This is a genomic window from Bizionia argentinensis JUB59 (assembly GCF_000224335.1).
In the GTDB taxonomy this organism is placed as follows: domain Bacteria; phylum Bacteroidota; class Bacteroidia; order Flavobacteriales; family Flavobacteriaceae; genus Algorimicrobium; species Algorimicrobium argentinense.
The window spans coordinates 40,401-66,770 of sequence record NZ_AFXZ01000019.1; the positions used below are offsets into that span (position 1 = coordinate 40,401).

Below are 26,370 nucleotides of genomic sequence, written 5' to 3' on the forward strand. Positions count from 1 at the left end.
TAACAAAAGTGATCACTCCTTTATATAAGGACGAACAAGATTTTAAAAACCTAATATATTATGAAAACAATAAATAAATTTCGAAAGTATTCACAGAACGTATTTAACATAAATAAAAATGTAAAAACTTTTCTTGGAATCCTTACTATAGGATGTATCACTTTATATAGTTGTAGCTCTAACGATGATGCTACTTCTATAAATGATCCAGGATTTAACATTCCATCAGCTCAAGAGTTTAAAAACATTAGAAGTGAAGCTTTAAATAATATCACCCAAAACTTCCAGTTTAATGCAGATGATGGTATCATAACATTAACATCAGATAACGGAGTAGAAATTACTTTAGATGCTAGTTGCTTAACTAAAAACGGAAATGCTGTTTCTGGAATGGTAGATTTAGAATATGTAGAAATTTTTGAAAAAGGAAACATGTTAACTACTAATAAACCGACTATGGGTTTAAGACCAAATGGAAGTAAGGCATTAATTATTACTGGTGGTGAATTTTATTTTGAAGCTAGTCAAAACGATATTGTTTTAGAAAGCACATGCAACATACACATAATCGTTCCTGCAGCTTTAACGGGCGGTATAGATCCAGATATGGTATTATGGACAGGTATTATTGATGCAAACGGCGATTTAACTTGGGATCCTCAAGACCCTACACCTAATGGTGTTCCTGGATTGTATAATGCTAATAATTCATACTATGCTTTAATTCAAAATTTTGGTTGGACAAACATTGATCGTTTTTTTAACGATACAAGACCAAAAACAACTATTTACGTGCAAGCACCAACGGGTTTTAACTATTCCAATAGTGCCATTTACTTATCCTATGACGGAGAAAACTCTGGACTAGCTATTTTAGATACTTATGAAAATGGTTTATTCAGTGAGCATTATGGCGAAATTCCTATAGGTTTGGAATGTCACGTTATTTTCACTTCGGAAGTGGAAGGTGTTTGGAGGTATGCTATCAAACCATACACCATTGCTCCTAATCAAGTTATAACATTTTCTATGAGCGATACAGCTGCTGCAAGTGAGGCCGACTTAATAGATATGATTGACAATTTGCCGTAACAATATTCTGTAAAAATATAAAAGTTGCTATTTTGAGGGAAAAAAATGTGCAATTCAGTGGAGAAAGTCCTTTCATTAATTTGAAAGGACTTTTTTTTGAAAATTCCCACAATTCTTCACATAAATAAAAAATATAGGGTAACAAAATAACCTGACTGTGTATATAAAGATGAATAACAATAATGAATGTAATATGAAAACAGCAGTAAACAACCTTAATTACTCAAATACTATAAGCAACAATATAAAAATACTTTTTGGCATCTTAACAATAGCTGCCGTGTCATTTACTAGTTGCAGCTCAAATGAGAATAATGCCATTCCTGATCCTCAAAGCCTGGATGTGCCTTCGGCTCAAGATTTTGCCAATATTAGAAGTCAAGCTTTAAGCGATATTACCCAAAACTTTCAATTTAATGCAGACGATGGGATGATTTTTTTAACCTCTACTAAAGGTGTCGCTATTTCTATTGATGCTAACTGCTTAACTAAAAATGGCGATCCCGTTTCTGGAATGGTAGATTTAGAATATGTGGAAGTTTTTGAAAAAGGAAATATGCTTACCACAAATAAAACCACTATGGGTATAAAACCCAATGGAAATAAGGCTCTAATTATTACAGGGGGTGAATTTTTCCTGGAAGCCACCCAAAACGGAGACGTTTTAGATACTGGTTGCGCCATGCAATTAGAAGTACCTACCGCATTAACCGGAGGTCCAGATCCAGATATGATTTTATGGACGGGTAATATTGACAGTAATGGCGATTTAACATGGGATCCTCAAGACATTAATGGACATGGTGTTTTTGTAAGTGGTAGCAATTATTCTGCTTTCTTACAAAACTTTGGTTGGACAAATATTGATAAATTTTATTTGGATCCACGACCTAAAACAACCATCCATGCGCAAGCTCCTGCAGGATATAATTATAATAATAGCGCTATTTATTTAGCCTATGCCAACGAAGATTTTGGATTAGCCATACTTAGCGAATTTGAAAATGGTGTATTTTCAGAGTATTACGGTGAACTTCCTATTGGATTGGATTACCACTTAATTTTCACCACAGAAGTTGACGGAGAATGGAGATATGCCGTGAAATCGGCCACTTTAGCCGAAGACCAAATTATAACTTTTTCAATAGAAGATACAACTATTACTACAACCGATGAACTTGTATCTATAGTTAACGCCTTACCATAATATATATATATATAAAGCAATTTGCTAAACACATTAAAAATGCTATTTTGAAGAACCGAGCTCTCAACTCGGTGAAGATTAAGCCTTTCATTTACTTGAAAGGCTTTTTCAATTTTAATATAATATAAAAATAGAAAGCACTTCAAAAAACTGGGTAACAAAGCACACCTACTCTTTATATAAGATTAGAAAGCCATTTTATGCTCCATAATGGTGATAAATATCGAGGCGAAATCGTTATCAACAATAAATAGTTTGCCTTAATTTAACCTAATGATAGGCGATGGTTGTAATAATCATCGCTTTTTGTATTTTAGCATGTATCTAAACAGTAAGTATATGAGAAATTGTTTTACATTTTTAATTTTCAGCTGTTGTTTTCAATGGCTTTCTGCACAAGAAACACCCTCTCAAGATAGTATTCCACGCATTGCAACAATTAAACACCATATTAGCGGTAACGCTATTCAATTAACACCAGAAACTCCCATTTTAGAGCAAATTGCTGGAGCACCTAAAGCATTCTACTCTTACTATTGGGAATTTGATGATGGCACATATAGCAAAGACGAAAACCCAAAACATATTTATAAAAAACCAGGCGATTACGAAGTAAAGCTTTGGGCAACCAATCATTACGATACTGGAAAACCACCTAGTACACGGCCTAAAAAAATAACAGTTTCTAAAACTGATAATTCCGATCAGGAGCAAGCTTCTATGACTGAAGATTTCTTACTAGAACGCAACAGAGAACCTATGCCTGAAGAAAACATGGTAGTAATTTTGCGCTATAAAAACTACTTGAATCATACCACAAATGGCAAACTATATCTATTTTATAATGAAAGAAAATATAAAGCTGATAATTTTACAATTGAAGACACCAGAACCTATCACAACGAACAACATTTGTCGACTCCAGATTTTGCCGCTACCAATATAATTGATGATTCCGATCGTACTTTTTTAGCTTACGCAGAAAACGGACTCATGTCTTTAAAAGCAAAACCTCAAGATTCTACCATTAAAGTGAATTTACCATTAACACTGGAAGAATCTAAAGCCTATTATAAAAACTACGAGCAGTTTGATTTTAATAATATGGCGCCTAATGAAGAGCGTAATATGTTTTTTACGTTAAAAACGCCTCCTGAAATGCTGAAAGATACTAGTGCCATTATTGCCATTCGTGGTGTTTATGTGCCAGATGCGAATTATGACAATCATAAGGTAAAAGATATGGAGATGGAAATTGTAACATCTCACGATCCAAATAATATGGCAAGTAATGGAACTGTTATGAACTATCGTTTAGTGCGTTTTAAAACCTTAAAGTATAAAATTAAATTTCAGAATAATGGTGAAGGTCCTGCCAACACAATTCGGCTAGAAACGGATATTCCCGAAATGTTAGACAAATCGACGATTGAAGTTACAGACATGTATCCTAAATGCAAAATTTGCCCTAAAGACCGCGAAGTTCGTTACAGTTGTTTGGACACCACTTTTACTGATACACAAGCCATCTTTACGTTTAAGAATATTTATTTACCAGGAAGTGAGCAGAAAAATGTTAAAGAATACGATTCTACAAAAGGCTTTGTAAAATACAATATTAAGTTTGGTAAAGATTTTCATAAACAAAAAACTAAAAGTCAAACGGCTATTATTTTCGATAAAAACGATCCTATTATCACCAATTATTCAACCACCCGATTTACGCCAGGTATCTCCATTGGTGCGAAAGCAGGTTATAACGCATTTTCTGATTTAAAAAACTCAGAAAGCTATTTTGTAGGAGCCACGATTTCTCCGTATAAGTCATACCGCTGGTACTGGCAAGTGGAGTTATTAAACAGCTTTCATAAGTTTTCGTCTGCTGCCAATACTACCGAGCAATTGCGTGACGACACACAAGGCACGGAGTACTTACAACGCACCACAACTAAATCTAACTTCCAAAATGTAGATTGGGAAATTCCCGTTCTATTGCGATATAATATTAATAACTACATAGGCATTGGTGCTGGTTTACAAGGTATGTTATCCATAAGCGAAAGAGAAACCAAAGATAAATTAATAGAACGCTTTGAGGTAATTGGGGCAAATGTATTATTAGATAGCTCTTCTTCTTCTATTGAAAACTCAAATACATTCACCAATTTTAGAGCTGGATTGTTACTTGACATCACTGCTGGTTTCGTACGAATTGGACCTAGTGTTGGCGCAAGATATGTATTAAACTTTCAGGACGATTTTAACTACTGGCAACTATATGCTATTTGGAAGTTTTAATTTGCACGTATAATAACGCTATGAATTAATAAAAACTCTAAAAACAATTGTATATTTTTAAAAACGATAATCAGGTTTTATATAAGGAATTTTTACTTCTTGCTGCATTTTTCGTTTTTCAAATGAATATCCATGCGCAGAATTTAGAGGAATCGATTTATAAGGCAACGGAATCTTTTATTGCTAACAAAAACGCACAATCGTTTCAAAATTTAAACACCCAGGAAAATAATTTTAAAATTAAGATTTCATCCAAAGAGGAGCAATTAGCTTATGTGTTTCTAATTTGTAATAAGGCATATTATTTACAAGAAAACAACAAACTTCAATTAGCTATTTCCAATTATGAAACGGCTAGAACGCTTTATTATACCAATCAACTTTCGGCTATTTCCGATTATGATATTACAGAGTATTGTTTAAAGCCACTTGGCAATTTATACACCAAAACAAATAACTATACGAACGCCGAAAACACTATAAAACAATACTTAACTTTAGCTAAAAAAAGCAATAATTCTACGCATTATATTTCCGGTATTATTAATCTTTCTGTGTTATATCAAACCAGAGGTATGCATCAATCGGTTTTAGATTTAATTAAACAAACCACCGGTATTTCTAATATTAATAAGAAGCAAAGAGAAAAACTCCATTCACTTAAAGTATCTAGCTCTATTGCTTTAGATAAAACAACTAATGATAATTTAGACAATGAAGATGATTTAATTAAACACCAATTAGCGTACGAGCTCGCTTTAAAAAAAGGCGAGCATGAATTAGCTTTAAAACACTTTAATTTATCTTCATTATACAAAGAACAAGATTCGCTCACAATTAGAGAAATCGCTAAAATACATCTTGAAAAAGCACAATTACACTTTTTGCTAATTAACATTGAAAAAGCCAACGAAGAATTACAATCGGCACTCCACATCCTGATCCCAACTCTAGAACGAAAAGTTATTCCCGATAAAACATCCTTATATGCTGAAAACACTTTTATAGACATTTTCGATTTATTAGCCCGCTTACAAACCAATTCCGAAAAGGCGCTACAGTACTACGATTTAAGTTTTTATGTTTCCAACTTACTAACGATTCATCTTACTTCGCAAGAATCTAAAATCGCTAATCAGGCTGCTAACAGAAAGCGCAGCGAAAATTGTATCGAGTTACTTTTTAAAATCTATCAAAACACCGATGATTTTGTGACTTTTACGCGTGCCTTGCAGTATTCCGAAACACATAAAGTATCGGTATTAAAGGGTGTTTTTAATAAAAAATCATTGTTAGAGCAGCATCCAAATGATAGTTTATTAATTGAAGAGAAAGAATTATTACAGCAGCAAGAACGGCTAACAGATGTACTTATAAAAACGCAGTTAGGATATCAATCCATACAAAGTGACAGTTTAAATAAAACGCTTTTAGATATTAGTGTAAAACTAAAAACACTTCAAAAAACGATTGTTAGTAAATATCCACAGATTGAAAACCAACTTACTCTTTCAGCAATTAAGCAACAACTACAGAAAGACCAAGCTAATCTAATCGTCTATTTCTATGGTCAGCGTAATTTATATCAATTTATCATTTCAGAAAAAAATACTGAATTTCTTAAAATACCATTAACAGATCATTTTAAAACTAACATAACTAATTTTATACATTTATTTGATAATCCATCTGCCATTAACAATAACATTACGGCGTTTACCCAACAAGCATTTAGCTTATACAAACAGTTACATTTAGACCAAGCTGCTGCTTCAAAAAATGCTATTTTAATTCCTGATGGTTTGCTAAACTTCATACCTTTTGAAGCTTTACTGTCAGAGCAGGCCGAAACCATTAATTTTTCGGCAATGCCCTTTGTAGTAACTCAACAGAATATAATCTATAACTCTAGTATTACTTTTTATATAGAACCTCAAGAACTTTCGAAAAACAAGCGACTTTTAGGTGTTTTCCCCGTTTTTGAAAACACAAGTCAGTCCTTAATTTTCTCCCTTGACGAAGCAGAATCAATAAAGAAACAAACAAAAGGCACTCTATTAATGCATGGTGATGCTACCAAGCAAAATTTTATTGCTGCGGTTCCAAATTATAATATTCTACATTTATCAACACATGCAACAGGTGGCGATTTTACGAATCCTGCAAGTTTGGCTTTTTCAGATCAACCCATGTTGCTTAATGAATTATATAGTTTAGATATTAATCCAGATTTAGTTGTATTAAGTGCTTGCGAAACGGGCATTGGTAAACTTCATCAAGGTGAAGGCGCCATGAGCATTGCGCGAGGGTTTCAATATGCAGGAGCTAAGAACGTGCTGTATTCCTTATGGCAAATAAATGATGCATCGACAGCTCAACTGATGGCATTATTTTATGAATCCTATCAAAAATCAGAATCCGCTTTTACAGCCAATAGAGAGTCAAAGCTCCACTATTTACATAATGATGAGATTAGTAATATTAAAAAATCGCCTTACTATTGGAGCGCTTTTGTTTATTACGGAAATGTAGTGCCTCCAAAAGAAACATCTCCAATTGTTTATTACGCGCTAGGTATTTTAGCCCTTTTAATTATTGTATTTTTGATTATAAGAAAACGCAAAACTAATGAGCGACGAAAAAACCTTTAGCCTTAAAGACTTCCTATTAAATAAAGGCTACACGAAAGTAAAATTAAAACTAACCAAGACTAATCATTTTGAAATAAAAACGACTATTAATGGCGTTAAAGGTCTTTTTATTCTAGACACAGGCGCATCTAGTTCTTGCGTGGGTTTTGAAGCTATTGAAACCTTTAAATTAAAAGTTAAAGATTCAGAGATAAAAGCAGCTGGTGCGGGTGCCATTGATATGTTGACCCAAATATCTAAAAAGAATCATATTAAAATTGGCAAATGGCAAAAAGAGAAAGTGCCTTTAATATTATTTAATTTAACCCATGTCAATACAGCTTTAACAAGTCATAATGCCCAACCCGTTGACGGTATCATTGGTGCTGATATTTTAAAGAAAGCCAAAGGCATCATTGATTATGAAAAGAAATATCTGTACCTAAAATTGTAAGAGAAAGCGCATATATGTTAAAATCACTTATCTTTACAAGGAAAATTAACTAATTCTAGCATGAAATCTTCAATAATTATAGCGGATGACCATCCCTTAATGCTTCGTGGCCTGAATGATTTTCTTAAATCTAAAGGTTACAATATTTTAGCTAGTGCTAAAGATGGCAAAGAAGCGTACAATTTAATTGTTAAACACCAGCCTGAAATAGCAATTTTGGATATTCGGATGCCATATTTAACAGGACTTGAAGTTGCGGAAGAATGTTTAAAAAATGAAATTGAAACAAAAATAATCTTAATCACTTTTGATAAAGGCGAAGAACTTTATGACAAAGCCCAAGACTTAAACATTTTCGGATATATTCTTAAAGAGTTTGCTATTGAAGAAATTGAAAATTGTATTACCAGCGTTATTAAAAATAAGCCTTATTTTAGTGAGGAAATAGCTTTATACTTAAATTCTAATTCTAATATTCAAAAGCCACAGTCTTTAAATAATTTAACTAAGGCGGAAGTGCGAGTTTTATCATTAATTGCTAAAAACAGAACAGCTATTGAAATTGGCGATGAATTATCTGTTTCCAGTAGAACGGTAGAAAAGCACAAAAGCAATATTATAAAGAAATTAAATTTAGAATCGAAACATAATAGCTTGTCGTTATTCGCTAAAGAAAACGAACAATTTCTTGATTAACAGACAAATACGTAGTTATGCGTATGTAGAGTAATTAAATAGTCTGTATATTTACAATGCTATTAATTGATAGCCTTATTTTATAAGGCAAAACTAAAAGGCTTTGAGAGTTAAACTTTTAAAGCCTTTTTTAGTTTGTAAGTATCCAATAAAAGATACGTAGAAATACGTATTCTTTATATGAATAATCTAATATACCTTTACCATGCTATTAGTTAGTTATTTGAGGCAATTACAAAAGGAGCTTTTATCTTTCGAGATTTAAAGCTCTTTTTTTTTATAAAAATCACACTTATCTTTAAAATTACGTATAGGTACGTATTTCATAATTAAGGGTTTACATATATCTTTGTAGAGCTATTAATTAATTAATCAAGGTGAAAACTTAATAGAGGCTTTTTATCCGAAAGGATAAAAAGCTTTCTTTATTATAAACAATTTGATACGGCTGTAACATATTATTAGAAGTTCTGATTTACTCCGTATTTTATGAATTTCAAACACATATCTTATAAATATGAAAATGACCTCTCTAATTTTGGCCATAACATTTACGCTGTCGTCATTCGCTCAAAAAACAAAAATAGACCAAAGGAGTGGTGTCGAAATTAGTTTCTCTGCAGAAGGAAGCATTTTTACAACAAGTTGGAATTTAGATAAAATAAACGCTCAAGGAATTTCATTTAATAAAAGCGAATATGCCAAAAGCGAGAGAATACTACTCTCAGCGTTACAGAAATACCCAGTACCTATAATTAAAGCAAATTTAAAAAAGGTTTACATACTTAAAAGCCTGTATTTTATGAATTAAATTACGGAGGAACAAACTCCAATACGGTTGTTTACTTATCAAACGATGGTTCTAAAAAGGGATATTCAGATTTGTATTTGGAACAACTTTTCCACGCCGAATTTTCTAGCATCCTACTCCGCAATTATAAGGATCAATTTAACGAGTTAGCTTGGATAAATAGTAACTCCTACAAATTTAAATATGGTAACGATGGCGCTTCTACCATTAAAGAACAAAAGGCTTCTCAACATTTTTTTCACAAATGGAACAATCAAGGTTTTTTAAATGAATATGCTACCTCTTCATTAGAAAATGATTTTAATTCTTTTGCAAAAAACATATTCACACCAAAACCGAGATTTGATAAATTAATAGAAGAATACAGTGCTTTAGCTAATAAGAATCGGTTAATTATTGAATTTTACAACGCTATACACGACGATTTTACCAAAGTTTATTTTAAGGACATCTTAAATTATGATGAGGTAAAAACAAAATGAACGCCTTAATACTACATACGGTATTTTAGTTAAAGCTGACTGTATAAATAACTCAATATCATCTTAAAAATTAAACATTATGAAAAAAGTATTTTAGCTATTGCAATTATTGGTTTAATTTCTGCTTGCAACTCGCAAAACGAAGCCTATTTAGTTAAGTTTTACAACGGAGAATTTGACGAAATTGGCTCACCTTCTGGTTAAGTAAACTCAAAAGGTGATACTATTGTGCCCTATGGTAAATATGAATATTGCTATACTGATACTATTAATAATTTTGGAATGGTATTAGAAAAAGAAACGGGAAAAATAATCGGAATAGATGAACATGCTAAAGAACTATTCGAAGTATTTAAATATGACAATGGTCCTGATTATATAGAAAACGGACCTTTTCGTATTCTTAAAAATGGGAGAATTGGATACGCCAATGCTGAAGGCAAAATTATAATTGAACCAACTTTTCAATGCGCATATCCTTTTAGCGCGGGTAAGGCTAAAGTAGCCGACACCTGTGAATCTTTGGAAGAAGACGGGCTCACGTCTTGGGAAAGTGAAAGTTGGTATTATGTTTCTACCACCGGCAAACGCGTAGAAAATTAAACAATTCCTAGCAAGATAATAACACGAGCAAATTATTACTACCTACTTAAAACGAAAACGCTGGAATATATATTCCAGCGCTTTAATATCTACTATTTAGTTTTTATTCAACCGTGTAATATAAATCGCCATTATTGTCCATTAAAAGGGTTAACGTTTCTAATTCGCAGAAATCTACATCCGAAAACTCTACAGAATCTTCAGAATCATCCGTAATTCGGATGTCATATTCGCAAAGCGTATTATTGTCAACATCGATACTAACCGTTACAACTGTATCATGTTCAAACATATCATTAGGGATTATGTCATTGCCCCAGCCGCCTGTGTTAACATCGGTAACATAAATACCATAAAGGTTAATTTCAGTTTTGTTAACAATATCGAACCTTAACTCGTAGTCTTGTGCTACTATTGGCGTTGCAAAAAACATAGAAAAAAAGAAAAATGCAAGTGTGAATTTTTTCATAATTAAAGATAATTTGGTTAATGTTTGGCTACTCTGTTCGCTTTTCACCTATCGCGTGGATTAATCATATAAATGTATATAAAAAAACCACTTCGAAAAATACGTATCTCTACGTATTTCACCATAAAAAGTTTCGCCCTACCTTTACTTTGCTATTAATCATAAGATTGGGGATATTCTTTTTAAGATTATACCCGCTTTAAATTCAAATAAAATGTCGGAACATTCTAATCTCTCAAAGAATTTAGAAGTCATGCAGGACTCAAATATTAACAAATTTTTCGTTTTTGCCGTTATGCTACTTGTTATCATTGTAATTGCATTAAATGTAGTTGTCTGCTTTTTCTAATAAGGAAATTATTATTAAACAAAAAAGCGCTACTCCTTTTAGAAGTAGCGCTTTTAATTTTATAAGGAATTAGGCTAATTAAAGCTCTAATGATCTCTTAATATCGTTATCCATTAATAGTTCCGTTGGGTTTTCTAAAGCTTCTTTTATAGCTACTAAAAATCCTACTGATTCTTTACCATCAATAATTCTATGATCATATGATAAGGCAACATACATAATTGGACGAATTTCCACATGGCCGTCTATAGCTACTGGGCGTTCAACGATATTATGCATACCTAATATACCACTTTGAGGTGGATTTATAATTGGTGTAGAAAGCATACTTCCAAAAACACCACCATTAGAAATAGTGAATGTTCCACCTGTCATTTCATCAACCGTGATTTTTCCATCACGCGCGCGAAGTGCTAATCGCTTCACTTCATTTTCAACACCTCTAAAACTTAAGTTTTCAGCATTTCTAATTACTGGAACCATTAATCCTTTAGGACCTGAAACGGCAATAGATATATCAACGAAATCGTAGGTTAACATTTCTTTACCATCAATCATGGAGTTAACTGCTGGATACATTTTTAAAGCACGCACAACAGCTAGTGTAAAGAAGGACATAAATCCTAAACCAACGCCATGTTTGCTTTTAAATGTTTCTTTATATTCATTTCTCAATGCAAAAATAGGCGACATATCTACTTCGTTAAACGTAGTAAGCATGGCGGTTGTATTTTTAGCTTCCACTAAACGCTCTGCAACCTTACGTCTTAACATAGACATTTTACTGTGAGATGATGAACGGTTTCCTCCTGTTGGCGTTCCCATAGATGGTACTGCATTTACAGCATCATCTTTAGTAATACGACCATCTTTTCCGCTACCGGAAATTTGAGAGGCATCCATATTCTTTTCCGCTAAAATCTTTTTAGCAGCAGGACTTGCTGTACCTGTTGCGTATGTTTTTGTTTCAGCTTTAACCTCTGTTTTTGGTGCTTCTTTTTTAGCTTCTGCCGGCGCTTCTTTTGTTTCTTTTTTAGCTTCCGAATCTGTTGATCCACTTGCTGGTTTTTCAGCAGACGTGTCTATTAAGCAAACAACAGCTCCAACTTCTACAGCGTCACCTTCTTCCGCTTTAAGCGTTATAATTCCACTAGCTTCAGCAGGAAGTTCTAAAGTGGCCTTATCACTATCTACTTCTGCTATGGCTTGGTCTTTTTCTACGTAATCACCATCTGCAACTAACCATGTTGCTATTTCTACTTCTGTAATAGATTCTCCTGGCGAAGGAACTTTCATTTCTAAAATCATCGTGATACTGTTTTAGTTTTTAATATGTTGTTAATGTTGGTTATTTTTTGTTTTGTCAAACACAAAGTCAATAACCTCTTTATGTCTTTTTTTAGATCGTACCGCACTACCAGCAGCTGGCGCACCATAAGGTCTACGTGATGCCGATCTGAATGTTTTGGCCTCGTCTAAATGCATTAGCATGTGGCTATATGCACCCATGTTTCTTGGTTCTTCTTGAGCCCAAACAATTTCTTCGGCATGTTTATATTTCTCAATAACTGCTTTTATAGCATCTATTGGTAATGGGAATAATTGCTCTATTCTGACTAGTGCTACGTCATTACGCTCTAAATTTTCACGTTCTTCCAACAAATCATAATAGAATTTTCCAGTTACAAAAACTAATGATTTGACATCAGCAGTTTTAATGTGCGAATCGTCTATTAATTCTTGGAAACCACCGTCTGTAAATTCCTCAATGGTTGAAACCACTTTAGGGTGACGCAATAAACTCTTTGGCGTAAATATAATTAAAGGTTTACGGTATTTCGCTTTTACCTGACGACGTAATATATGGAACATATTCGCTGGTGTTGTACAATCTGCCACAAACATATTATCTTTTGCACACAACTGTAAAAAACGCTCCATACGTCCAGATGAATGCTCCGCACCTTGACCTTCATAGCCATGCGGTAATAGCATGACCAATCCATTTTGTAATTTCCATTTATCTTCAGCTGCGGAAATATATTGATCCACCATAATTTGCGCTCCATTTCCGAAATCTCCAAACTGTGCTTCCCAAATGGTTAATGTCTTCGGACTTGCCATAGCGTAACCATAATCAAATCCTACCACACCGTATTCTGATAATAAAGAGTTGTAAATATGGAATTTCCCTTGGGTATCGCTTAATTCGTTATGAAGAATAATTTCCTCTTCACTATCTTCTACTTTAATAACAGCATGTCTATGCGAAAACGTACCACGCTCTACGTCCTGACCTGAAATTCTAACATCATTACCATCTAATAATAACGTTCCGTATGCTAAATGTTCAGCCATAGACCAATCCAATCTGTTTTCATCAAACATGGTTTGTCTAGACTCTATTAAGCGCTCAATTTTACGAATGAACTTTTTATCTTTTGGAAGATTTGAAATAACCTTGGTTACTTTCTCTAAATCCGATTTGCTACAAGTTGTATCAACCGGTTTCATCATCTTATCTTCTTCAACAGAAATAAAATCCTCCCATTCATTTTGCATGAATGGCGTAATTTCTGTTTTATCTTCTTTTCTTGAATCCTCTAAATTTTCTTCGAGTTTCTTTTTATACTCTTTTTCGAGTTTTTGTACATACTGATCATCAATTACACCTTCAGATATTAACTTCTCGGCATAAATATCTCTTGGGTTTTGATGTTTAGAAATCGCTTTATATAATTTTGGCTGTGTAAAACGTGGCTCATCACCTTCATTATGTCCATATTTTCTATAGCCTAATAAATCGATAAAGACATCGCGCTTAAACTTCATTCTAAAATGTAATGCAAATAACATAGCATGAACTACAGCTTCAGCATCATCGGCATTTACGTGTAAAACCGGCGACAATGTTACTTTGGCAATATCCGTACAATAGGTACTTGAACGAGCGTCCAAATAATTAGTGGTAAAACCAATTTGATTATTTACTACAATATGAATAGTACCGTTCGTTTTATAACCATCTAGTTGCGACATTTGTACTATTTCGTACACCAAGCCTTGTGCAGCTATAGCGGCATCACCATGAACAACTATTGGCAATACTTGCGATGGATTGTCCGTATATTTATCGTCTTGTTTAGCTCTCGTAATACCTTCAACTACCGCTCCAACAGTTTCTAAATGCGATGGGTTTGGTGCAATATTTAGATTTATTTTTTTACCATTTTCAGTTACACGATCACTCGTCCACCCTAAATGATATTTTACGTCACCATCAAAAACCTCTTGTTGGTAATCTTTTCCATCAAATTCACTAAAAATAGCTTTAGCAGACTTGCCAAATATATTTGTTAAGGTACTTAATCGGCCACGGTGAGCCATTCCTAAAACAAACTCTTTAACGTCATAATCTGAAGCTTTTTCAATTAAAGCATCTAAAGCAGGAATTAAAGATTCACCACCTTCCAAAGAGAAACGTTTTTGACCTACATATTTAGTATGTAAGAATGTTTCAAAAGAAACGGCTTCGTTAAGTTTTTTAAGAATATGTTTCTTTTCGTCTGCGTTAAAGTCTGGTAGGTTATCGTTGACGCTTAATTTGTCCTGAAACCATTTAATTTCTTCAGGCTTTCTAATATACATATATTCCACACCTATGGAATGACAGTAAACGTTTTCCAGGTGCTTAATAATTGATCGTAATGTTTGAGGACCTATACCTAAAGTACCTCCAGCGCTAAAAGTAGTATCCAAATCGGATTGAGATAAACCGAAGTTTTCGACTGCTAATGTTGGCTCATAAGTTCTCCTATCGCGAACAGGATTCGTTTTTGTAAACAAATGACCGCGCGTTCGGTAGCCTTCAATTAATTGTAATACCTGAAATTCTTTGGTTACACTTAAAGACACATGCTCACATGAATCAAAAGTTTCAGCGGTTTGTTCCGCTATACCATAGCTTTCGCTACCAAAATCGTAACCTTGAAAGAAAGCTCTCCAACTAGGCTCGACAGAATCTGGATTTTTTAAGTATTGGTCGTATAAATCAGCAAAGAATGCTGAATGTGCTGCGTTTAAAAAAGAATATTTATCCATAAATAAATTAAAACTGAATCGTTCTGACTTAATTTATACAAAAGTACAACATTTACTAAAATTAGGTATGGTTTTCTTATATTTATAACATCTAATTAACTAAAATTTACAAAATGAAACCGTATTCGTTATTCCCGAAAATAAATAGTATCTTAATTGGTTTTGTTTGCCTGATTGCAACATCTACGTTTGCTCAAAATAATTCAGACAGTTTTTGGAAGCAAGTGCGTTTTGGTGGCGCTGTAGGATTAAGTTTTTCTGGCGATTACTTTAGCGGAACTATAGCACCGAGTGCTATTTATCAATTTAATCCTCAATTTGCACTTGGAGTCTCTTTAAACGGCACATATTCCACTCGGAAAGATTATTATAAATCTACTATTTTAGGAGGAAGTGTTCTTGGGTTTTTTAATCCAATCCCAGAGCTACAGCTTTCTGCCGAGTTTGAAGAACTAAATGTTAGTAGAAAATATGACAACCGATTAGCTATTAAAGATGATAATTATTGGTATCCTGCTTTATTTCTAGGCGCAGGTTACAGAATCAGCACTGGCAGGGTTTCCACAGCTATAGGTATACGGTATGATGTATTATATGATAGACAAAAAAGTATTTATGGAAGTTCGTGGATGCCGTTTATTCGCGTTTATTTCTAAAAAATGATGTGATTTTGATGGACTCACTATATACATAACAACGCTTAGCATTCTAATTACTATTGCAATTCTGAAGTGTTTTTGTTCCGGTAATTCTCCTCAAAAACTGCTTTTTTCAATTCCCATGAGAACATTATTCTCTATTAAGATGGCAAAAGGATAAAATAAAACCTTAAACATAATAGCTTTCAGTTGTTTTTGTTTGGTACAATAAATTACTCTTGAGTTATTTTATGTTAACTTTTATTTTTTCGGATTGGAATTTAGGAGTGTACAGAATAAATCTATCTTCAAATGGTGCAATATTTTCAACAATATAGTATTTCCCATCTTCCTTCATTTCTATTAACTTGTTTAAAGTAAATAGCTCTTTAAATTCGTTAAGCGTTATTTTTGGGTTTTTCTCAAATAGATCACGAACCATTTTATACGTCTGTCTATTATTTCTTGTGAAATTTTCTTTAGAAATTGTTGTGTCTTTTTCAATCATTCTCATTAACTCCATATAAGCAAATGGCTTAGCAACTTGCCCCTTTTGATTAAAGTTAATAACGTTAATTTCGTTTTCTTGCTCACAAAATTTATCTAAAATAATTTCGTTCCCTTTAATATTGATAATTGCATATTGACAATCATTTAAAGTAAATGTTTTTCCAATATCATTTAGGGTTAATTCAATTTTATCGTAACCTATTAAATAACTTAACTCAAACTCCACAAAACCACTTATCTTTTCATTTTCGGCATATTCACTTTTTACATCAGTTTTAAAATTAATTTTCCCATATCCGCTATTTGAATTATAGAATGTATTTAATTCGAATGGCTCTCCATTTTCTTTCAGCAGATTACTTTCTATTAAATCTACCGAAAAAACGCCTGTTGTTTGCATATTAAATCGTTCGGTAAGTTTTCCTGTAAAAACCAATTGATTCTTTTCGTTTACACTTAATTGAGCAGTTTCCTTAACTAGTTCTGAACAAGCAGATATTTGTTCTTGCGTCACTATTTCATTAAAAAAATCGCCTTCTTTATATTCTTCGAACTTAAAAGCATTATGAGTCGTCTTATTGAATCTTTCAGAGCCTTGACCATGTAATGCCCTGGTAATGAAATCTCTTTGTTCCTCTGTAATTTCCTGACTAAATAAGTTTACACTAAAAAAAATGGCTAATACTATCAGTTTATTCATAATGTAATTTTGTTGTGCGTAAAGTATTTATGTTAATTCAATCATGATTAAGCATGCAATTTAGCAAAAAAAAACACAGACTGAACTCTGACAGCTATCGGAAGTAAATTTCTATACTTCGAAATTTGTTAGCGGCCATCTTTTCAAGAAATTTTTAATTGCGCTTCTGTGTTGCTATGTTATTTAAATTCTTTTAATAGTTTCTCTTTCTTGTTTTCTTTAATAAAATAAACACCTATTAAAACCAAAACTTCACCAAGTGCGTACCATAGCGTAAATTCTTCTCCATCTAGAATCCCCCAGAAAACAGAAATAACAGGAATTAAAAGAGAAATTGTACTAACAAAAACTGCCGAAGTATCTTGAACCAATTTAAAAAATAAAAACATAACTAAAGTTGTACTAACCACGGTTAGGAAAACTAAATACCCTAAAGATTCCAAAGTTTCTGTTTGCGTATAATCAATATCCGTAAAGAAACCTGAAAACGCTAAAATTATAAGCGAAGGAATCATCCAGAAGGCATAAATAGAACTCGCTAATTCTGTCGATTTTATATGCATCAATTTTTTTTCAACAATAAGTGCTGAAAGGGCGTATAAAGCAGCACCAACAATTAATAAAAGTATATAAAAGTAATGACTATCACTCCCATTTGAACCGGATGTGTAAACCAAGATTAAAGCACCTAAAAAACCAATTACAGCACCCAGATACTGAATGGTTTTACTTCGAATTCCAAAAATAAACGCACCTAATATTAAGGTGAAAACAGGATCCAATGCGTTAATAATTCCAGCCAAAGAGCTACTCACTTCTCTTTGCGCGAATGGAAAGATGAAAACAACTAAAAAATTACCGAACAAACCCGATAAAGCAATCCAAAAGATATCTTTCTTTGCCATTTTCCATAAAGCTGGAAAACCGATAAACGCTAAAAGTAGTCCTGAAAGTCCTGCACGAAAAGCACCAATTTGAAAAGGATCAAAAACCGGCAATGTCTTTTTTATAAGAATAAAAGACGAACCCCACGTAATGGAGATAATAAGAAGTAGAAGATATTTGTTTTGTAAAATTTGCTTCATCTTTTTTAATGGAATTGAAGTAGCAATATTAACTCATTAGGAAAAGACAATGGTCAAAATAGTATACATCTAATTTAACTGTACTTATTCCTAAACCAAACTTTTTGCCACTCACGTTGTAAAATTAAAAAAGCCACCTGCTCGGCCATAATAACCGTATCGGAACCATCTAATTGCTTCACTTTATCTTCCGAAACATCAATAATATACAAGAGGTTTAAATAGTCCATAAACTTTTCTTGTACCAACTTATAAACCATTTCATGTAACATAAGTTTTAAACTAGTTGGTAAGACTTCTAAATCAAACTCTAAATCCACATTTGCTAAAGCTAAATCTTTATTCAATTGTTGAATTAGTTTTTGACAGAGTTCTAATTGATTCGCTTCATCAATTAAATCGGAAAAAGTAACTGGTAATTGCATTAGACATCTCTATTCATTAATTGCTGACCAAATGTTTTTAAAATCTTCTTTTTGTCTTCAGAAACTTGAAGATTTTCTAAAATTCGAAATGCTTTATCGGTATAATCTTTAATAATCTCTCTGGTTGCTTGACTAGCGCCAGAAGCATTAAAAACTTCTTTTATAGTTTCTATTTTATCGGTTTGATCTGTCGGTTTTAAACTATATAAATGTATTAACTGTTGTTTTTCATCGGCATTAGAGAACTCTAAAGCTTTTAAATATAAGTATGTTTTTTTGTTTTCAATAATATCTCCACCAACTTGCTTACCAAAGGTTTCAGGATTGCCAAAAGCATCTAAATAATCGTCTTGTAACTGAAATGCAATACCAAGATTTTTACCAAACTCATAAATGTTTAAAATATCCTCATGAGATGCATTAGCCACAATGGCTCCCATTTCCATAGCAGCACCAACTAAAACAGCTGTTTTATACTCTATCATTTTCAAGTACTCTGGAATAGAAACATCGTCTCTAGTTTCAAAATCCACATCATATTGTTGCCCTTCACACACTTGCAATGCGGTTTTACTAAATAGCTTGGCCAATGCCTGAAAGTTTGCGGGCTCATAATTTTCAAACAACTGGTAAGCCATAATAAGCATAGCATCGCCAGAAAGGATTCCCGTATTAATATCCCATTTTTCGTGAACTGTTTCTTGACCTCTTCGCAATGGTGCATCATCCATAATATCGTCATGCACTAACGAGAAATTATGAAACACCTCAATACTCAATGCGGCATCCAAGGCTTTTTTATAATCACAGTCAAAAATCTCGGCCGTCATTAACGTTAAAACTGGACGTAAACGTTTTCCGCCTAATTGTAGGATGTAATTAATAGGATTATATAAAGATTGTGGCTCTTTATATTGGATATAGTCATCCAAGTAATCCACGAAGGCTTGCTGATAAAATGGTATGTTTCGCATCCTGCAAAAATAAGGCAATTGATTTAATAATTACAAGAACCAGATAGCATTATTAAAAAAAGGTTAAAACCATGGAAACTTTTTTGGTTTTTAAAGTTTCCTGTATTATATTTGCATTAGATTATGAAAGAAAAAATACTTAATAACGCAGCCGACATGTTTTTATCCTACGGGTTTAAAAGCGTAACCATGGACGATATAGCAAATGAAATTGGTGTTTCTAAAAAAACCATTTATCAACATTACGCTACAAAAACCAAGTTAGTTCAGGCTACAACGCTTTATATGTTTGAGTTTATTTCGCATGGCATTGATTGCATTTGTGCTTTGAACCAAAATCCGATTGATGAAATTTTCGAGATCAAAAAATTCACGATGGTGCATTTAAAAGACGAAAAATCATCACCACAATACCAGTTAAAAAAATATTATCCTAAAATTTTCGAGTCCTTAAAAAACAATCAATTCCACATTATGCAAGATTGCGTAAAGAATAATTTAACTCGTGGTGTTGCAGAAGGATTGTATCGAGATTCGATAAATATTGAATTTGTTTCAAGGTTATATTTTAATATCATGATGAGTTTAAAAGACCCTGAAATATTTCCAATAAACGATTTCCCCATGAAAAACCTTATGGACAATTATTTAGAATATCATATCCGTGGAATTAGTACGGATAAAGGTATCGCCAAATTAGAATCCACTTTATTGATAGCTTAAAAAATAATTAGACGCAAACCCACAATGAAAAACACATCACTAATAATAATCAGTTTACTGTTTTCCTCTTGGATGTTTAGCCAAGAAAAGCCAAATGCTTTCACATTACAAGACGCTATAGATTATGCTTTAACCAACAACCGCTCGGTAAAAAATGCGGCAAGGGACATTGAAGCTGCTAAAAAGCAAAAATGGGAAACCACCGCCTCTGGATTACCACAAATTAGTGGTGCTGTAGATTACCAAAACTGGATAAAACAACAAGTATCATTACTTCCGGCAGAACTTTCTGGTGGCACACCAGGCACATTCGTACCAGTACTTTTTGGTACAAAACAAAACGTAAACGCAACAGCAACCTTAAGCCAATTGGTTTTTGATGGCGCATATTTAGTAGGATTGCAATCAGCGAAAGTGTATTTAGAAATTTCTAAAAACGCCAAAATTAAAACAGATTTAGAGGTCAGAAATGCGGTAATTAACGCTTATGGAAATGTTTTGTTAGCCTCGGAAAATTTAGAAATTGCTAAGAAAAACATTGATGTTCTTGAAAAAAACCTCTACGAAACAACTAAAATCTACGAAAACGGTTTAGGTGAAGAAGAGAGTGTTGAGCAACTTCAAATAACCCTAACCGGTTTACAAAACTATTTAAATAATATAAAACGGCAAGATTATATAGCACATCAGATGTTTAATATTACTTTAGGTATCGATTTAAATGAAGAAACGATTTTAATTGACAATTTAGAATCCTTAACGCTTCAAAATATGTCGTTAGATATTCTTGAAACGGATGATAATGTTGAAAACAGCATTGATTATCAAATTGCTAAAAACCAAGAGGAGTCTAAAGAACTACTTTTAAAACTTGAAAAAACAAATTCCCTACCAACCCTTAGCGCTTTTATAAATGCGGGATATAGTGGTTTTAGCGAAACATTTTCGTTTGCAAACAATAATCAAAAATGGTATGGATCCTCGCTTGCTGGGGTAAGTTTATCCATTCCTATTTTTAGTTCTGGTATGCGAGGTGCAGCAACCCAGCGCGCTCAAATAGATTTAGAGATAGCTAAAGAACAACTAACAGAAACCGAACAGCAATTAAAATTTCAAATATCGGCCGCCAAAAGCGACTACCTATTTGCTATTGCTGAATATGAAAACAAGCGTCAGAATTTAAATTTAGCAGAACGTATTGAACAAAAAAATCAAACTAAATTCTTTGAAGGTATAGCTTCAAGTTTCGATTTAAGACAAGCGCAAACGCAATTGTATTCTGCACAGCAGGAATATTTAAGATCTATGTTTGATGTTATCACGAAAAAATCAGAATTAGAAACCGTATTAAACACTGTCAATTATTAAGTCAATCAACCTTTATAAACTCATGAAAAATATAAAAATACTTATTATCCTTGCCCTAGTTATTTCATCTTGCGGTAATAAAAACGAAAAATCATTTAATGCTGTTTTAGGATCGAATAACTTAACAAATTTAAAGGAAAAACGCTCTGAAATAGACACCAAGCAGCAAGAGTTAAACGAAAAGATAAAGTTGCTTAATGAAAAGATAGCCAAATTAGATACGATTAGAAAAGTACCTTTAATCACTACTTTTATGGCTAATCAAGAGGTTTTTAATCACCAATTGGAAATTCAAGGAAATGTTACTACTAAAGACCTGCTGGTTTTAATGCCAGAATACAATGGTATTTTAACAAACGTATATATTAAAGAAGGGCAACAAGTAAAAAAAGGACAACTTTTAGCCAAAATTGACGATGGTGGTTTAAGTCAGCAATTAGCGCAGTTACAAATTCAAGCTAATTTAGCAAAAACAACCTTTGAGCGCCAAAAGCGTTTATGGGATCAGAATATTGGTAGTGAAATTCAGTTTCTACAAGCCAAATCTACTTACGAATCTCAAGAGGAATCTGTTAATCAACTTAAGCAACAAATATCTAAAACCAATGTTAAGGCACCTTTTTCTGGAACCATTGATGATGTTATTACCGAACAAGGAAGCGTGGTTATGGCTGGCCAAACGCAATTAATGCGAATTATAAATTTAGACAACATGTATATTGAAACCGATATACCAGAAAGCTATATTGGCGATGTTACTCGTGGCAAAAAAGTTACGGTTGAGTTTCCTGTATTAGGTAAATCAATTGAAACAAAAATACGTCAGGCTGGTGATTTTATTAATCCTGCCAACCGAACTTTTAAAGTGGAAGTAAGTATACCAAATGATGATAAAAACATCAAACCAAACTTAACTGCACGACTTAAAATTAACGATTATACAAATGAAAACGCGTTGCTTATTCCGCAGAGTATTATATCAGAAAATGCCGCCGGCGAGCAATACATTTATATCATAAAGAATAAAAAAGAGTCCGGTGAAGGCGAAGCCAAACGCGTTATTATAAAAACTGGAAAAACTCAAGGTGATGTAATTGAAGTTTTAGAAGGTATTGAAAATGGTTCTGAAATAATTGAAGAAGGTGCCCGAAGTGTAAAAGATGGTCAGATTGTTAAAGTCATCGAATTACAAAACGACACCAAAAGCGCTAACGACTAAAAAAATAACTCATGTCTAAAAAGAAAAAACAAGTCGATAGAGAATTTGGTTTATCATCGTGGGCTATCAACAATAAGACCACCATGTATGTCCTCATTCTGGTGATATTTTATTTAGGTGTTGCCGCTTTTTTTGAAATGCCTCGCGAAAGCTTCCCTGAAGTAAACGAAACAAAAATATACATCAGTTCTATTTACCCAGGAAACACGGCAGAAGATGTTGAAAAACTCATCACCGACCCACTGGAAGACGAATTAAAAACCGTGAGTAATGTGGTGGAAATAACCTCAACATCTCAAGAGGATTTTTCCATGATTATAGTGGAGTTCGATGAAGGTATAAGCGTTGAACAAGCCAAACAAAAAGTAAAAGATGAAATAGACACCAAAACGGCAGGCGAAGATTGGCCTATGTCCAACGGTGCTAAAGTAAAACCTGATGTTTTTGAATTGAGTCTTTCTGAAGAAATGCCTATTTTAAACATTAATATTTCCGGCGATTATCCTGTTGAAAAATTAAAAGAATATGGCGAATATCTTCAGGATGAAATTGAAAACTTAATAGAAATTAAAAAGGTTGATATTCGTGGCGCCCAAGATAAAGAGGTCGAAGTTGCCGTAGACATCTATAAAATGATGGCTGCCGAAGTTACTTTTAACGACATTATTAGTGCAATTAATAATGGAAACATCACCATGTCTGCAGGTAACTTAAAAGCTAGTGGACAAAGACGAACCATTCGTATTTTAGGTGAAATTGAATCGCCAGATGAGCTTGAGAACTTTGTAGTTAAAGCCGAAAAAGGCAAAGCTATTTATTTAAAGGATGTAGCAACTGTAACATTTCACGAAGAAGATAAAACCACCTTTGCAAGAGAGTTTGGCGATCCAGTTGTCATGCTAGACGTTAAAAAACGAGCTGGAAAAAACATGGTCGACGCGGCTGAACAAATTCAAGTAATTGTTCAAAAAGCCATTGACAATGAGTTTCCACAAGACTTAAAAGTTACAATAGCCAACGATCAATCCTCGGTAACTATTGGACAAGTGGACGATTTAGTAAACAACATTATTTTTGGTGTTATCCTGGTCGTTATGGTTTTAATGTTCTTTTTAGGATTCAAAAACGCCATATTTGTTGGTTTTGCCATACCGATGTCCATGTTTATGTCGCTGATGATATTAAATTTACTAGGACATAGTTTAAATACCATGGTTCTTTTCGGGTTAATTATGGGTCTTGGAATGCTAGTAGACAACGGTATTGTTGTTGTTGAAAACGTTTACCGACTCATGGACGAAGAAGGCATGAGTCGTATTGAAGCTGCAAAAAAAGGTATTGGCGAAATTGCTTTTCCTATTATTATCTCTACAGCTACAACAGTTGCCGCATTTATTCCTTTAGGTTTATGGCCAGGAATTATGGGTGAATTTATGATGATTTTACCTATTACGCTATCCATCGTCTTAGGTTCCTCATTATTAGTTGCCGTACTCTTTAACTCCGTGTTAGTATCGCAGTTTATGAGTATTGAAGACAAAGATATGCCCTACAAGGAAATTATCCGGAATACAGCAATTATGGCTGGTATAGGTGTTTTAGTGTTTATTTTCGGTGGCGACTATCGCGCTTTAGGTTCATTAATGATTTTCACTGCCATTATGCAGTGGGTTTACCGCTTGTTTTTACGTAAATGGGCTAACAGTTTCCAAACTAAAACCTTGGTAAGGTTGGAGCGTTGGTATGAAGGTCAATTACGTTGGGCTTTAGCAGGATGGAAACCTTACATTATTACGGTCGGAACATTTTTACTATTGGTGCTCGCATTTGTAGCTTTTGGAATTTCATTATCCACACAGCGTACCGAAGTAGAGTTTTTCCCGGACAATAAACCAAACCAGATTATTGTTTATATAGAATATCCACAAGGAACAGCAATTGAAAAAACAAATGCTATTACCAAAGAAATTGAAAATCGTGTTTATAACGTTGTTAATGACGAACAATATAGAGATGGAGACCATAATTTCTTGGTAGAAAGTGCCGTTTCGCAAGTTGGTGAAGGCGCTGGAAATCCACGTGCGGATAGTGGTGCATCCGGAGAAATGCCACACAAAGCCAAAATTACGGCTTCCATGCGTGAGTATAAATTCCGTCGTGGTGCTGACAGTGAATTATTACGCCAAAAAGTACAAAAAGCATTAGTTGGTATTTACCCAGGTGTATTAATTTCTGTTGAAAAAGATGTGAATGGCCCTCCTGCAGGATCACCAATTAATATTGAAATTGAAGGTGATGATTATGATCAGTTAATAAGTGCTGCCGAGAATATGCGGGAATTTATCAACACAAAAAACATCCCGGGAATTGACGAATTAAAAATTGATGTCAATAAAGATAAACCGTCGATGCGTGTTATTATTGATCGTGAAAAAGCTGGAGAATTAGGTATTAGTGCAGCACAAATTGGTCAGCAATTACGAAACTCTATTTTCGGTTCTAAAGCTGGTATCTATAAAGAAGATGGTGACGATTTTGATATTTACGTCCGCTTTAATGAAGAGAATCGTTATAATACGAGTGCTTTGTTTAATCAAAATATAACATTTAGAGATAATACAGGTCAAATAAAAAGTGTTCCTGTATCTGCCGTTGCAAAACACGAAAACAACTCTGGCTTTAGTGCTATTAAACATAAAAACACCCGACGTGTTGTTACGGTTTACTCGGCATTATCACCAGGATTTATTGATGCTGGAGCCATTATAGCTAAAATTCAAAGTGAAATGAAAAGCTATAAAGGTATTTCTAGTGATATAAAAGTGGATTATACAGGTCAGATTGAAGAGCAGAAAAAGCAGCAAGATTTTCTAAATGGCGCTTTGTTGACAGGTTTGGGTTTAATCTTCTTCATTTTAATATTCCAATTTAACTCCATTTCGAAACCAACCATTATTATGTTAGCTATTTTATTGAGTTTTATTGGTGTGTTTGGTGGTATTGTAATTACAGGAAGCTCTTTCGTTATTATGATGACAATGGTGGGTATAATTTCACTTGCTGGAATTGTGGTTAATAACGGTGTGGTATTATTAGATTATGCTCAACTCCTCATAGATAGGAAAAAGAATGATTTAGATTTAGAAGAAAACGCTTATTTAACCAAAGAGGAGTTATTTGAAAGCATTGTAAAAGCTGGAAAAGCGCGTTTACGACCTGTATTATTAACAGCTATAACTACTATTTTAGGATTGATCCCGTTAGCTATAGGTCTAAATATCAATTTTTTCACGTTATTTAGTGAAGGAAACCCTAATATTTACATGGGTGGAGATAACGTTGTTTTCTGGGGACCTCTAGCATGGACTGTTATTTATGGTTTATTCGTAGCAACCTTTTTAACGCTAATTGTTGTTCCGGTATTATTCTTCCTATCCATGCAATTAAAAATGTGGTTTCGGAAAAAAACAGCAAAAACAGAAAATATTTAAAGCCAATTCTTATACCCTCAAGATGAAAGATTGGCTAATAGCGAG

General features: G+C 33.4%; 21 protein-coding genes. 14 read left to right on the forward strand and 7 right to left on the reverse strand.

Annotation, left to right across the window (positions count from 1 at the left end):
• The first annotated feature begins 60 nt into the window (after positions 1 to 60).
• From BZARG_RS06545 to BZARG_RS06585, 9 genes are all read left to right on the forward strand, one after another.
• Positions 61 to 1,092 carry a hypothetical protein gene (locus tag BZARG_RS06545; protein WP_008636708.1) on the forward strand — a complete coding sequence of 344 codons (1,032 nt, stop codon included), beginning with the start codon at positions 61 to 63 and terminating at the stop codon, positions 1,090 to 1,092.
• Positions 1,093 to 1,285: 193 nt separating this feature from the next.
• The gene (locus BZARG_RS06550) at positions 1,286 to 2,299 is read left to right on the forward strand and encodes a hypothetical protein (RefSeq protein WP_008636640.1); all 1,014 of its coding nucleotides are present in this window, start codon (positions 1,286 to 1,288) and stop codon (positions 2,297 to 2,299) included.
• 339 nt (positions 2,300 to 2,638) lie between these two features.
• On the forward strand, positions 2,639 to 4,597 hold the full coding sequence (locus BZARG_RS06555; RefSeq protein ID WP_008636711.1) for a PKD domain-containing protein: 1,959 nt from the start codon (positions 2,639 to 2,641) through the stop codon (positions 4,595 to 4,597).
• Between the two features lie 47 nt (positions 4,598 to 4,644).
• Positions 4,645 to 7,248, forward strand: a complete 2,604-nt coding sequence (locus tag BZARG_RS06560) for a CHAT domain-containing protein (protein ID WP_008636647.1) — start codon at positions 4,645 to 4,647, stop codon at positions 7,246 to 7,248.
• A complete protein-coding gene (locus tag BZARG_RS06565; protein ID WP_008636737.1) occupies positions 7,226 to 7,681 on the forward strand; it encodes a retropepsin-like aspartic protease in 456 nt (151 codons plus the stop codon). Before BZARG_RS06560 ends, BZARG_RS06565 begins: the two co-directional genes overlap by 23 nt.
• Positions 7,682 to 7,741: 60 nt before the next feature.
• The gene (locus tag BZARG_RS06570) at positions 7,742 to 8,377 is read left to right on the forward strand and encodes a DNA-binding response regulator (RefSeq protein WP_008636586.1); all 636 of its coding nucleotides are present in this window, start codon (positions 7,742 to 7,744) and stop codon (positions 8,375 to 8,377) included.
• 523 nt (positions 8,378 to 8,900) lie between these two features.
• Positions 8,901 to 9,188 carry a hypothetical protein gene (locus tag BZARG_RS06575; RefSeq protein WP_008636638.1) on the forward strand — a complete coding sequence of 96 codons (288 nt, stop codon included), beginning with the start codon at positions 8,901 to 8,903 and terminating at the stop codon, positions 9,186 to 9,188.
• Positions 9,189 to 9,265: 77 nt separating this feature from the next.
• The gene (locus BZARG_RS06580; protein ID WP_040288090.1) at positions 9,266 to 9,670 is read left to right on the forward strand and encodes a hypothetical protein; all 405 of its coding nucleotides are present in this window, start codon (positions 9,266 to 9,268) and stop codon (positions 9,668 to 9,670) included.
• 282 nt (positions 9,671 to 9,952) lie between these two features.
• Positions 9,953 to 10,273 carry a WG repeat-containing protein gene (locus BZARG_RS06585; RefSeq protein ID WP_008636623.1) on the forward strand — a complete coding sequence of 107 codons (321 nt, stop codon included), beginning with the start codon at positions 9,953 to 9,955 and terminating at the stop codon, positions 10,271 to 10,273.
• 103 nt (positions 10,274 to 10,376) lie between these two features.
• On the opposite strand, the gene BZARG_RS06590 is transcribed toward BZARG_RS06585, so the two are convergent.
• The 3 genes from BZARG_RS06590 to BZARG_RS06600 all read right to left on the reverse strand — a co-directional run bounded on the left by BZARG_RS06590 (position 10,377) and on the right by BZARG_RS06600 (position 15,192).
• Positions 10,377 to 10,742: a hypothetical protein gene (locus tag BZARG_RS06590; protein WP_123766883.1), complete on the reverse strand. Its 366-nt coding sequence runs from the start codon at positions 10,740 to 10,742 to the stop codon at positions 10,377 to 10,379.
• Between the two features lie 427 nt (positions 10,743 to 11,169).
• Positions 11,170 to 12,399: a 2-oxoglutarate dehydrogenase complex dihydrolipoyllysine-residue succinyltransferase gene (odhB, locus tag BZARG_RS06595; protein ID WP_008636664.1), complete on the reverse strand. Its 1,230-nt coding sequence runs from the start codon at positions 12,397 to 12,399 to the stop codon at positions 11,170 to 11,172.
• A gap of 30 nt (positions 12,400 to 12,429) precedes the next feature.
• Entirely contained in the window at positions 12,430 to 15,192 is a 2,763-nt protein-coding gene (locus tag BZARG_RS06600) for a 2-oxoglutarate dehydrogenase E1 component (protein ID WP_008636754.1), read from the reverse strand.
• A gap of 113 nt (positions 15,193 to 15,305) precedes the next feature.
• On the opposite strand from BZARG_RS06600, the gene BZARG_RS06605 reads away from it, so the two are divergent.
• Positions 15,306 to 15,848 carry a hypothetical protein gene (locus BZARG_RS06605; RefSeq protein WP_008636649.1) on the forward strand — a complete coding sequence of 181 codons (543 nt, stop codon included), beginning with the start codon at positions 15,306 to 15,308 and terminating at the stop codon, positions 15,846 to 15,848.
• Between the two features lie 226 nt (positions 15,849 to 16,074).
• Here the strand turns inward: BZARG_RS06605 and BZARG_RS06610 are convergent, their stop codons facing one another.
• The 4 genes from BZARG_RS06610 to BZARG_RS06625 all read right to left on the reverse strand — a co-directional run bounded on the left by BZARG_RS06610 (position 16,075) and on the right by BZARG_RS06625 (position 19,524).
• The gene (locus tag BZARG_RS06610) at positions 16,075 to 17,040 is read right to left on the reverse strand and encodes a hypothetical protein (RefSeq protein WP_008636745.1); all 966 of its coding nucleotides are present in this window, start codon (positions 17,038 to 17,040) and stop codon (positions 16,075 to 16,077) included.
• Between the two features lie 179 nt (positions 17,041 to 17,219).
• Complete coding sequence (locus tag BZARG_RS06615) at positions 17,220 to 18,125, reverse strand: DMT family transporter (protein ID WP_008636591.1); 906 nt, start codon at positions 18,123 to 18,125, stop codon at positions 17,220 to 17,222.
• 74 nt (positions 18,126 to 18,199) lie between these two features.
• Positions 18,200 to 18,550 carry a hypothetical protein gene (locus BZARG_RS06620; RefSeq protein ID WP_008636606.1) on the reverse strand — a complete coding sequence of 117 codons (351 nt, stop codon included), beginning with the start codon at positions 18,548 to 18,550 and terminating at the stop codon, positions 18,200 to 18,202.
• Positions 18,550 to 19,524, reverse strand: coding sequence for a polyprenyl synthetase family protein (locus BZARG_RS06625; protein WP_008636697.1), 975 nt, complete (start codon positions 19,522 to 19,524; stop codon positions 18,550 to 18,552). Before BZARG_RS06625 ends, BZARG_RS06620 begins: the two co-directional genes overlap by 1 nt.
• A gap of 123 nt (positions 19,525 to 19,647) precedes the next feature.
• Here BZARG_RS06625 and BZARG_RS06630 point away from each other — a divergent pair, with 123 nt between their 5' ends.
• From BZARG_RS06630 to BZARG_RS06645, 4 genes are read left to right on the forward strand one after another with little or no spacing between them, the layout of a single operon-like run.
• Positions 19,648 to 20,247: a TetR/AcrR family transcriptional regulator gene (locus BZARG_RS06630; protein WP_008636665.1), complete on the forward strand. Its 600-nt coding sequence runs from the start codon at positions 19,648 to 19,650 to the stop codon at positions 20,245 to 20,247.
• A gap of 24 nt (positions 20,248 to 20,271) precedes the next feature.
• The gene (locus BZARG_RS06635) at positions 20,272 to 21,615 is read left to right on the forward strand and encodes a TolC family protein (protein ID WP_008636636.1); all 1,344 of its coding nucleotides are present in this window, start codon (positions 20,272 to 20,274) and stop codon (positions 21,613 to 21,615) included.
• Positions 21,616 to 21,637: 22 nt separating this feature from the next.
• The gene (locus tag BZARG_RS06640) at positions 21,638 to 22,834 is read left to right on the forward strand and encodes an efflux RND transporter periplasmic adaptor subunit (protein WP_008636609.1); all 1,197 of its coding nucleotides are present in this window, start codon (positions 21,638 to 21,640) and stop codon (positions 22,832 to 22,834) included.
• Positions 22,835 to 22,845: 11 nt separating this feature from the next.
• Positions 22,846 to 26,325 carry an efflux RND transporter permease subunit gene (locus BZARG_RS06645; RefSeq protein WP_008636763.1) on the forward strand — a complete coding sequence of 1,160 codons (3,480 nt, stop codon included), beginning with the start codon at positions 22,846 to 22,848 and terminating at the stop codon, positions 26,323 to 26,325.
• Positions 26,326 to 26,370: the final 45 nt, after the last annotated feature.

Coding starts and splice junctions, on each gene's coding strand:
- BZARG_RS06605 (WP_008636649.1), top strand. CDS start 15,306: ATGAAACCGTATTCGTTATTCCCGAAAATAAATAGTATCTTAATTGGT.
- BZARG_RS06600 (WP_008636754.1), bottom strand. CDS start 15,192: ATGGATAAATATTCTTTTTTAAACGCAGCACATTCAGCATTCTTTGCT.
- BZARG_RS06610 (WP_008636745.1), bottom strand. CDS start 17,040: ATGAATAAACTGATAGTATTAGCCATTTTTTTTAGTGTAAACTTATTT.
- BZARG_RS06575 (WP_008636638.1), top strand. CDS start 8,901: ATGACCTCTCTAATTTTGGCCATAACATTTACGCTGTCGTCATTCGCT.
- BZARG_RS06585 (WP_008636623.1), top strand. CDS start 9,953: ATGGTATTAGAAAAAGAAACGGGAAAAATAATCGGAATAGATGAACAT.
- BZARG_RS06620 (WP_008636606.1), bottom strand. CDS start 18,550: ATGCAATTACCAGTTACTTTTTCCGATTTAATTGATGAAGCGAATCAA.
- BZARG_RS06640 (WP_008636609.1), top strand. CDS start 21,638: ATGAAAAATATAAAAATACTTATTATCCTTGCCCTAGTTATTTCATCT.
- BZARG_RS06625 (WP_008636697.1), bottom strand. CDS start 19,524: ATGCGAAACATACCATTTTATCAGCAAGCCTTCGTGGATTACTTGGAT.
- BZARG_RS06570 (WP_008636586.1), top strand. CDS start 7,742: ATGAAATCTTCAATAATTATAGCGGATGACCATCCCTTAATGCTTCGT.
- BZARG_RS06645 (WP_008636763.1), top strand. CDS start 22,846: ATGTCTAAAAAGAAAAAACAAGTCGATAGAGAATTTGGTTTATCATCG.
- BZARG_RS06635 (WP_008636636.1), top strand. CDS start 20,272: ATGAAAAACACATCACTAATAATAATCAGTTTACTGTTTTCCTCTTGG.
- BZARG_RS06565 (WP_008636737.1), top strand. CDS start 7,226: ATGAGCGACGAAAAAACCTTTAGCCTTAAAGACTTCCTATTAAATAAA.
- BZARG_RS06550 (WP_008636640.1), top strand. CDS start 1,286: ATGAAAACAGCAGTAAACAACCTTAATTACTCAAATACTATAAGCAAC.
- BZARG_RS06545 (WP_008636708.1), top strand. CDS start 61: ATGAAAACAATAAATAAATTTCGAAAGTATTCACAGAACGTATTTAAC.
- BZARG_RS06555 (WP_008636711.1), top strand. CDS start 2,639: ATGAGAAATTGTTTTACATTTTTAATTTTCAGCTGTTGTTTTCAATGG.
- BZARG_RS06615 (WP_008636591.1), bottom strand. CDS start 18,125: ATGAAGCAAATTTTACAAAACAAATATCTTCTACTTCTTATTATCTCC.
- BZARG_RS06590 (WP_123766883.1), bottom strand. CDS start 10,742: ATGAAAAAATTCACACTTGCATTTTTCTTTTTTTCTATGTTTTTTGCA.
- odhB (WP_008636664.1), bottom strand. CDS start 12,399: ATGATTTTAGAAATGAAAGTTCCTTCGCCAGGAGAATCTATTACAGAA.
- BZARG_RS06630 (WP_008636665.1), top strand. CDS start 19,648: ATGAAAGAAAAAATACTTAATAACGCAGCCGACATGTTTTTATCCTAC.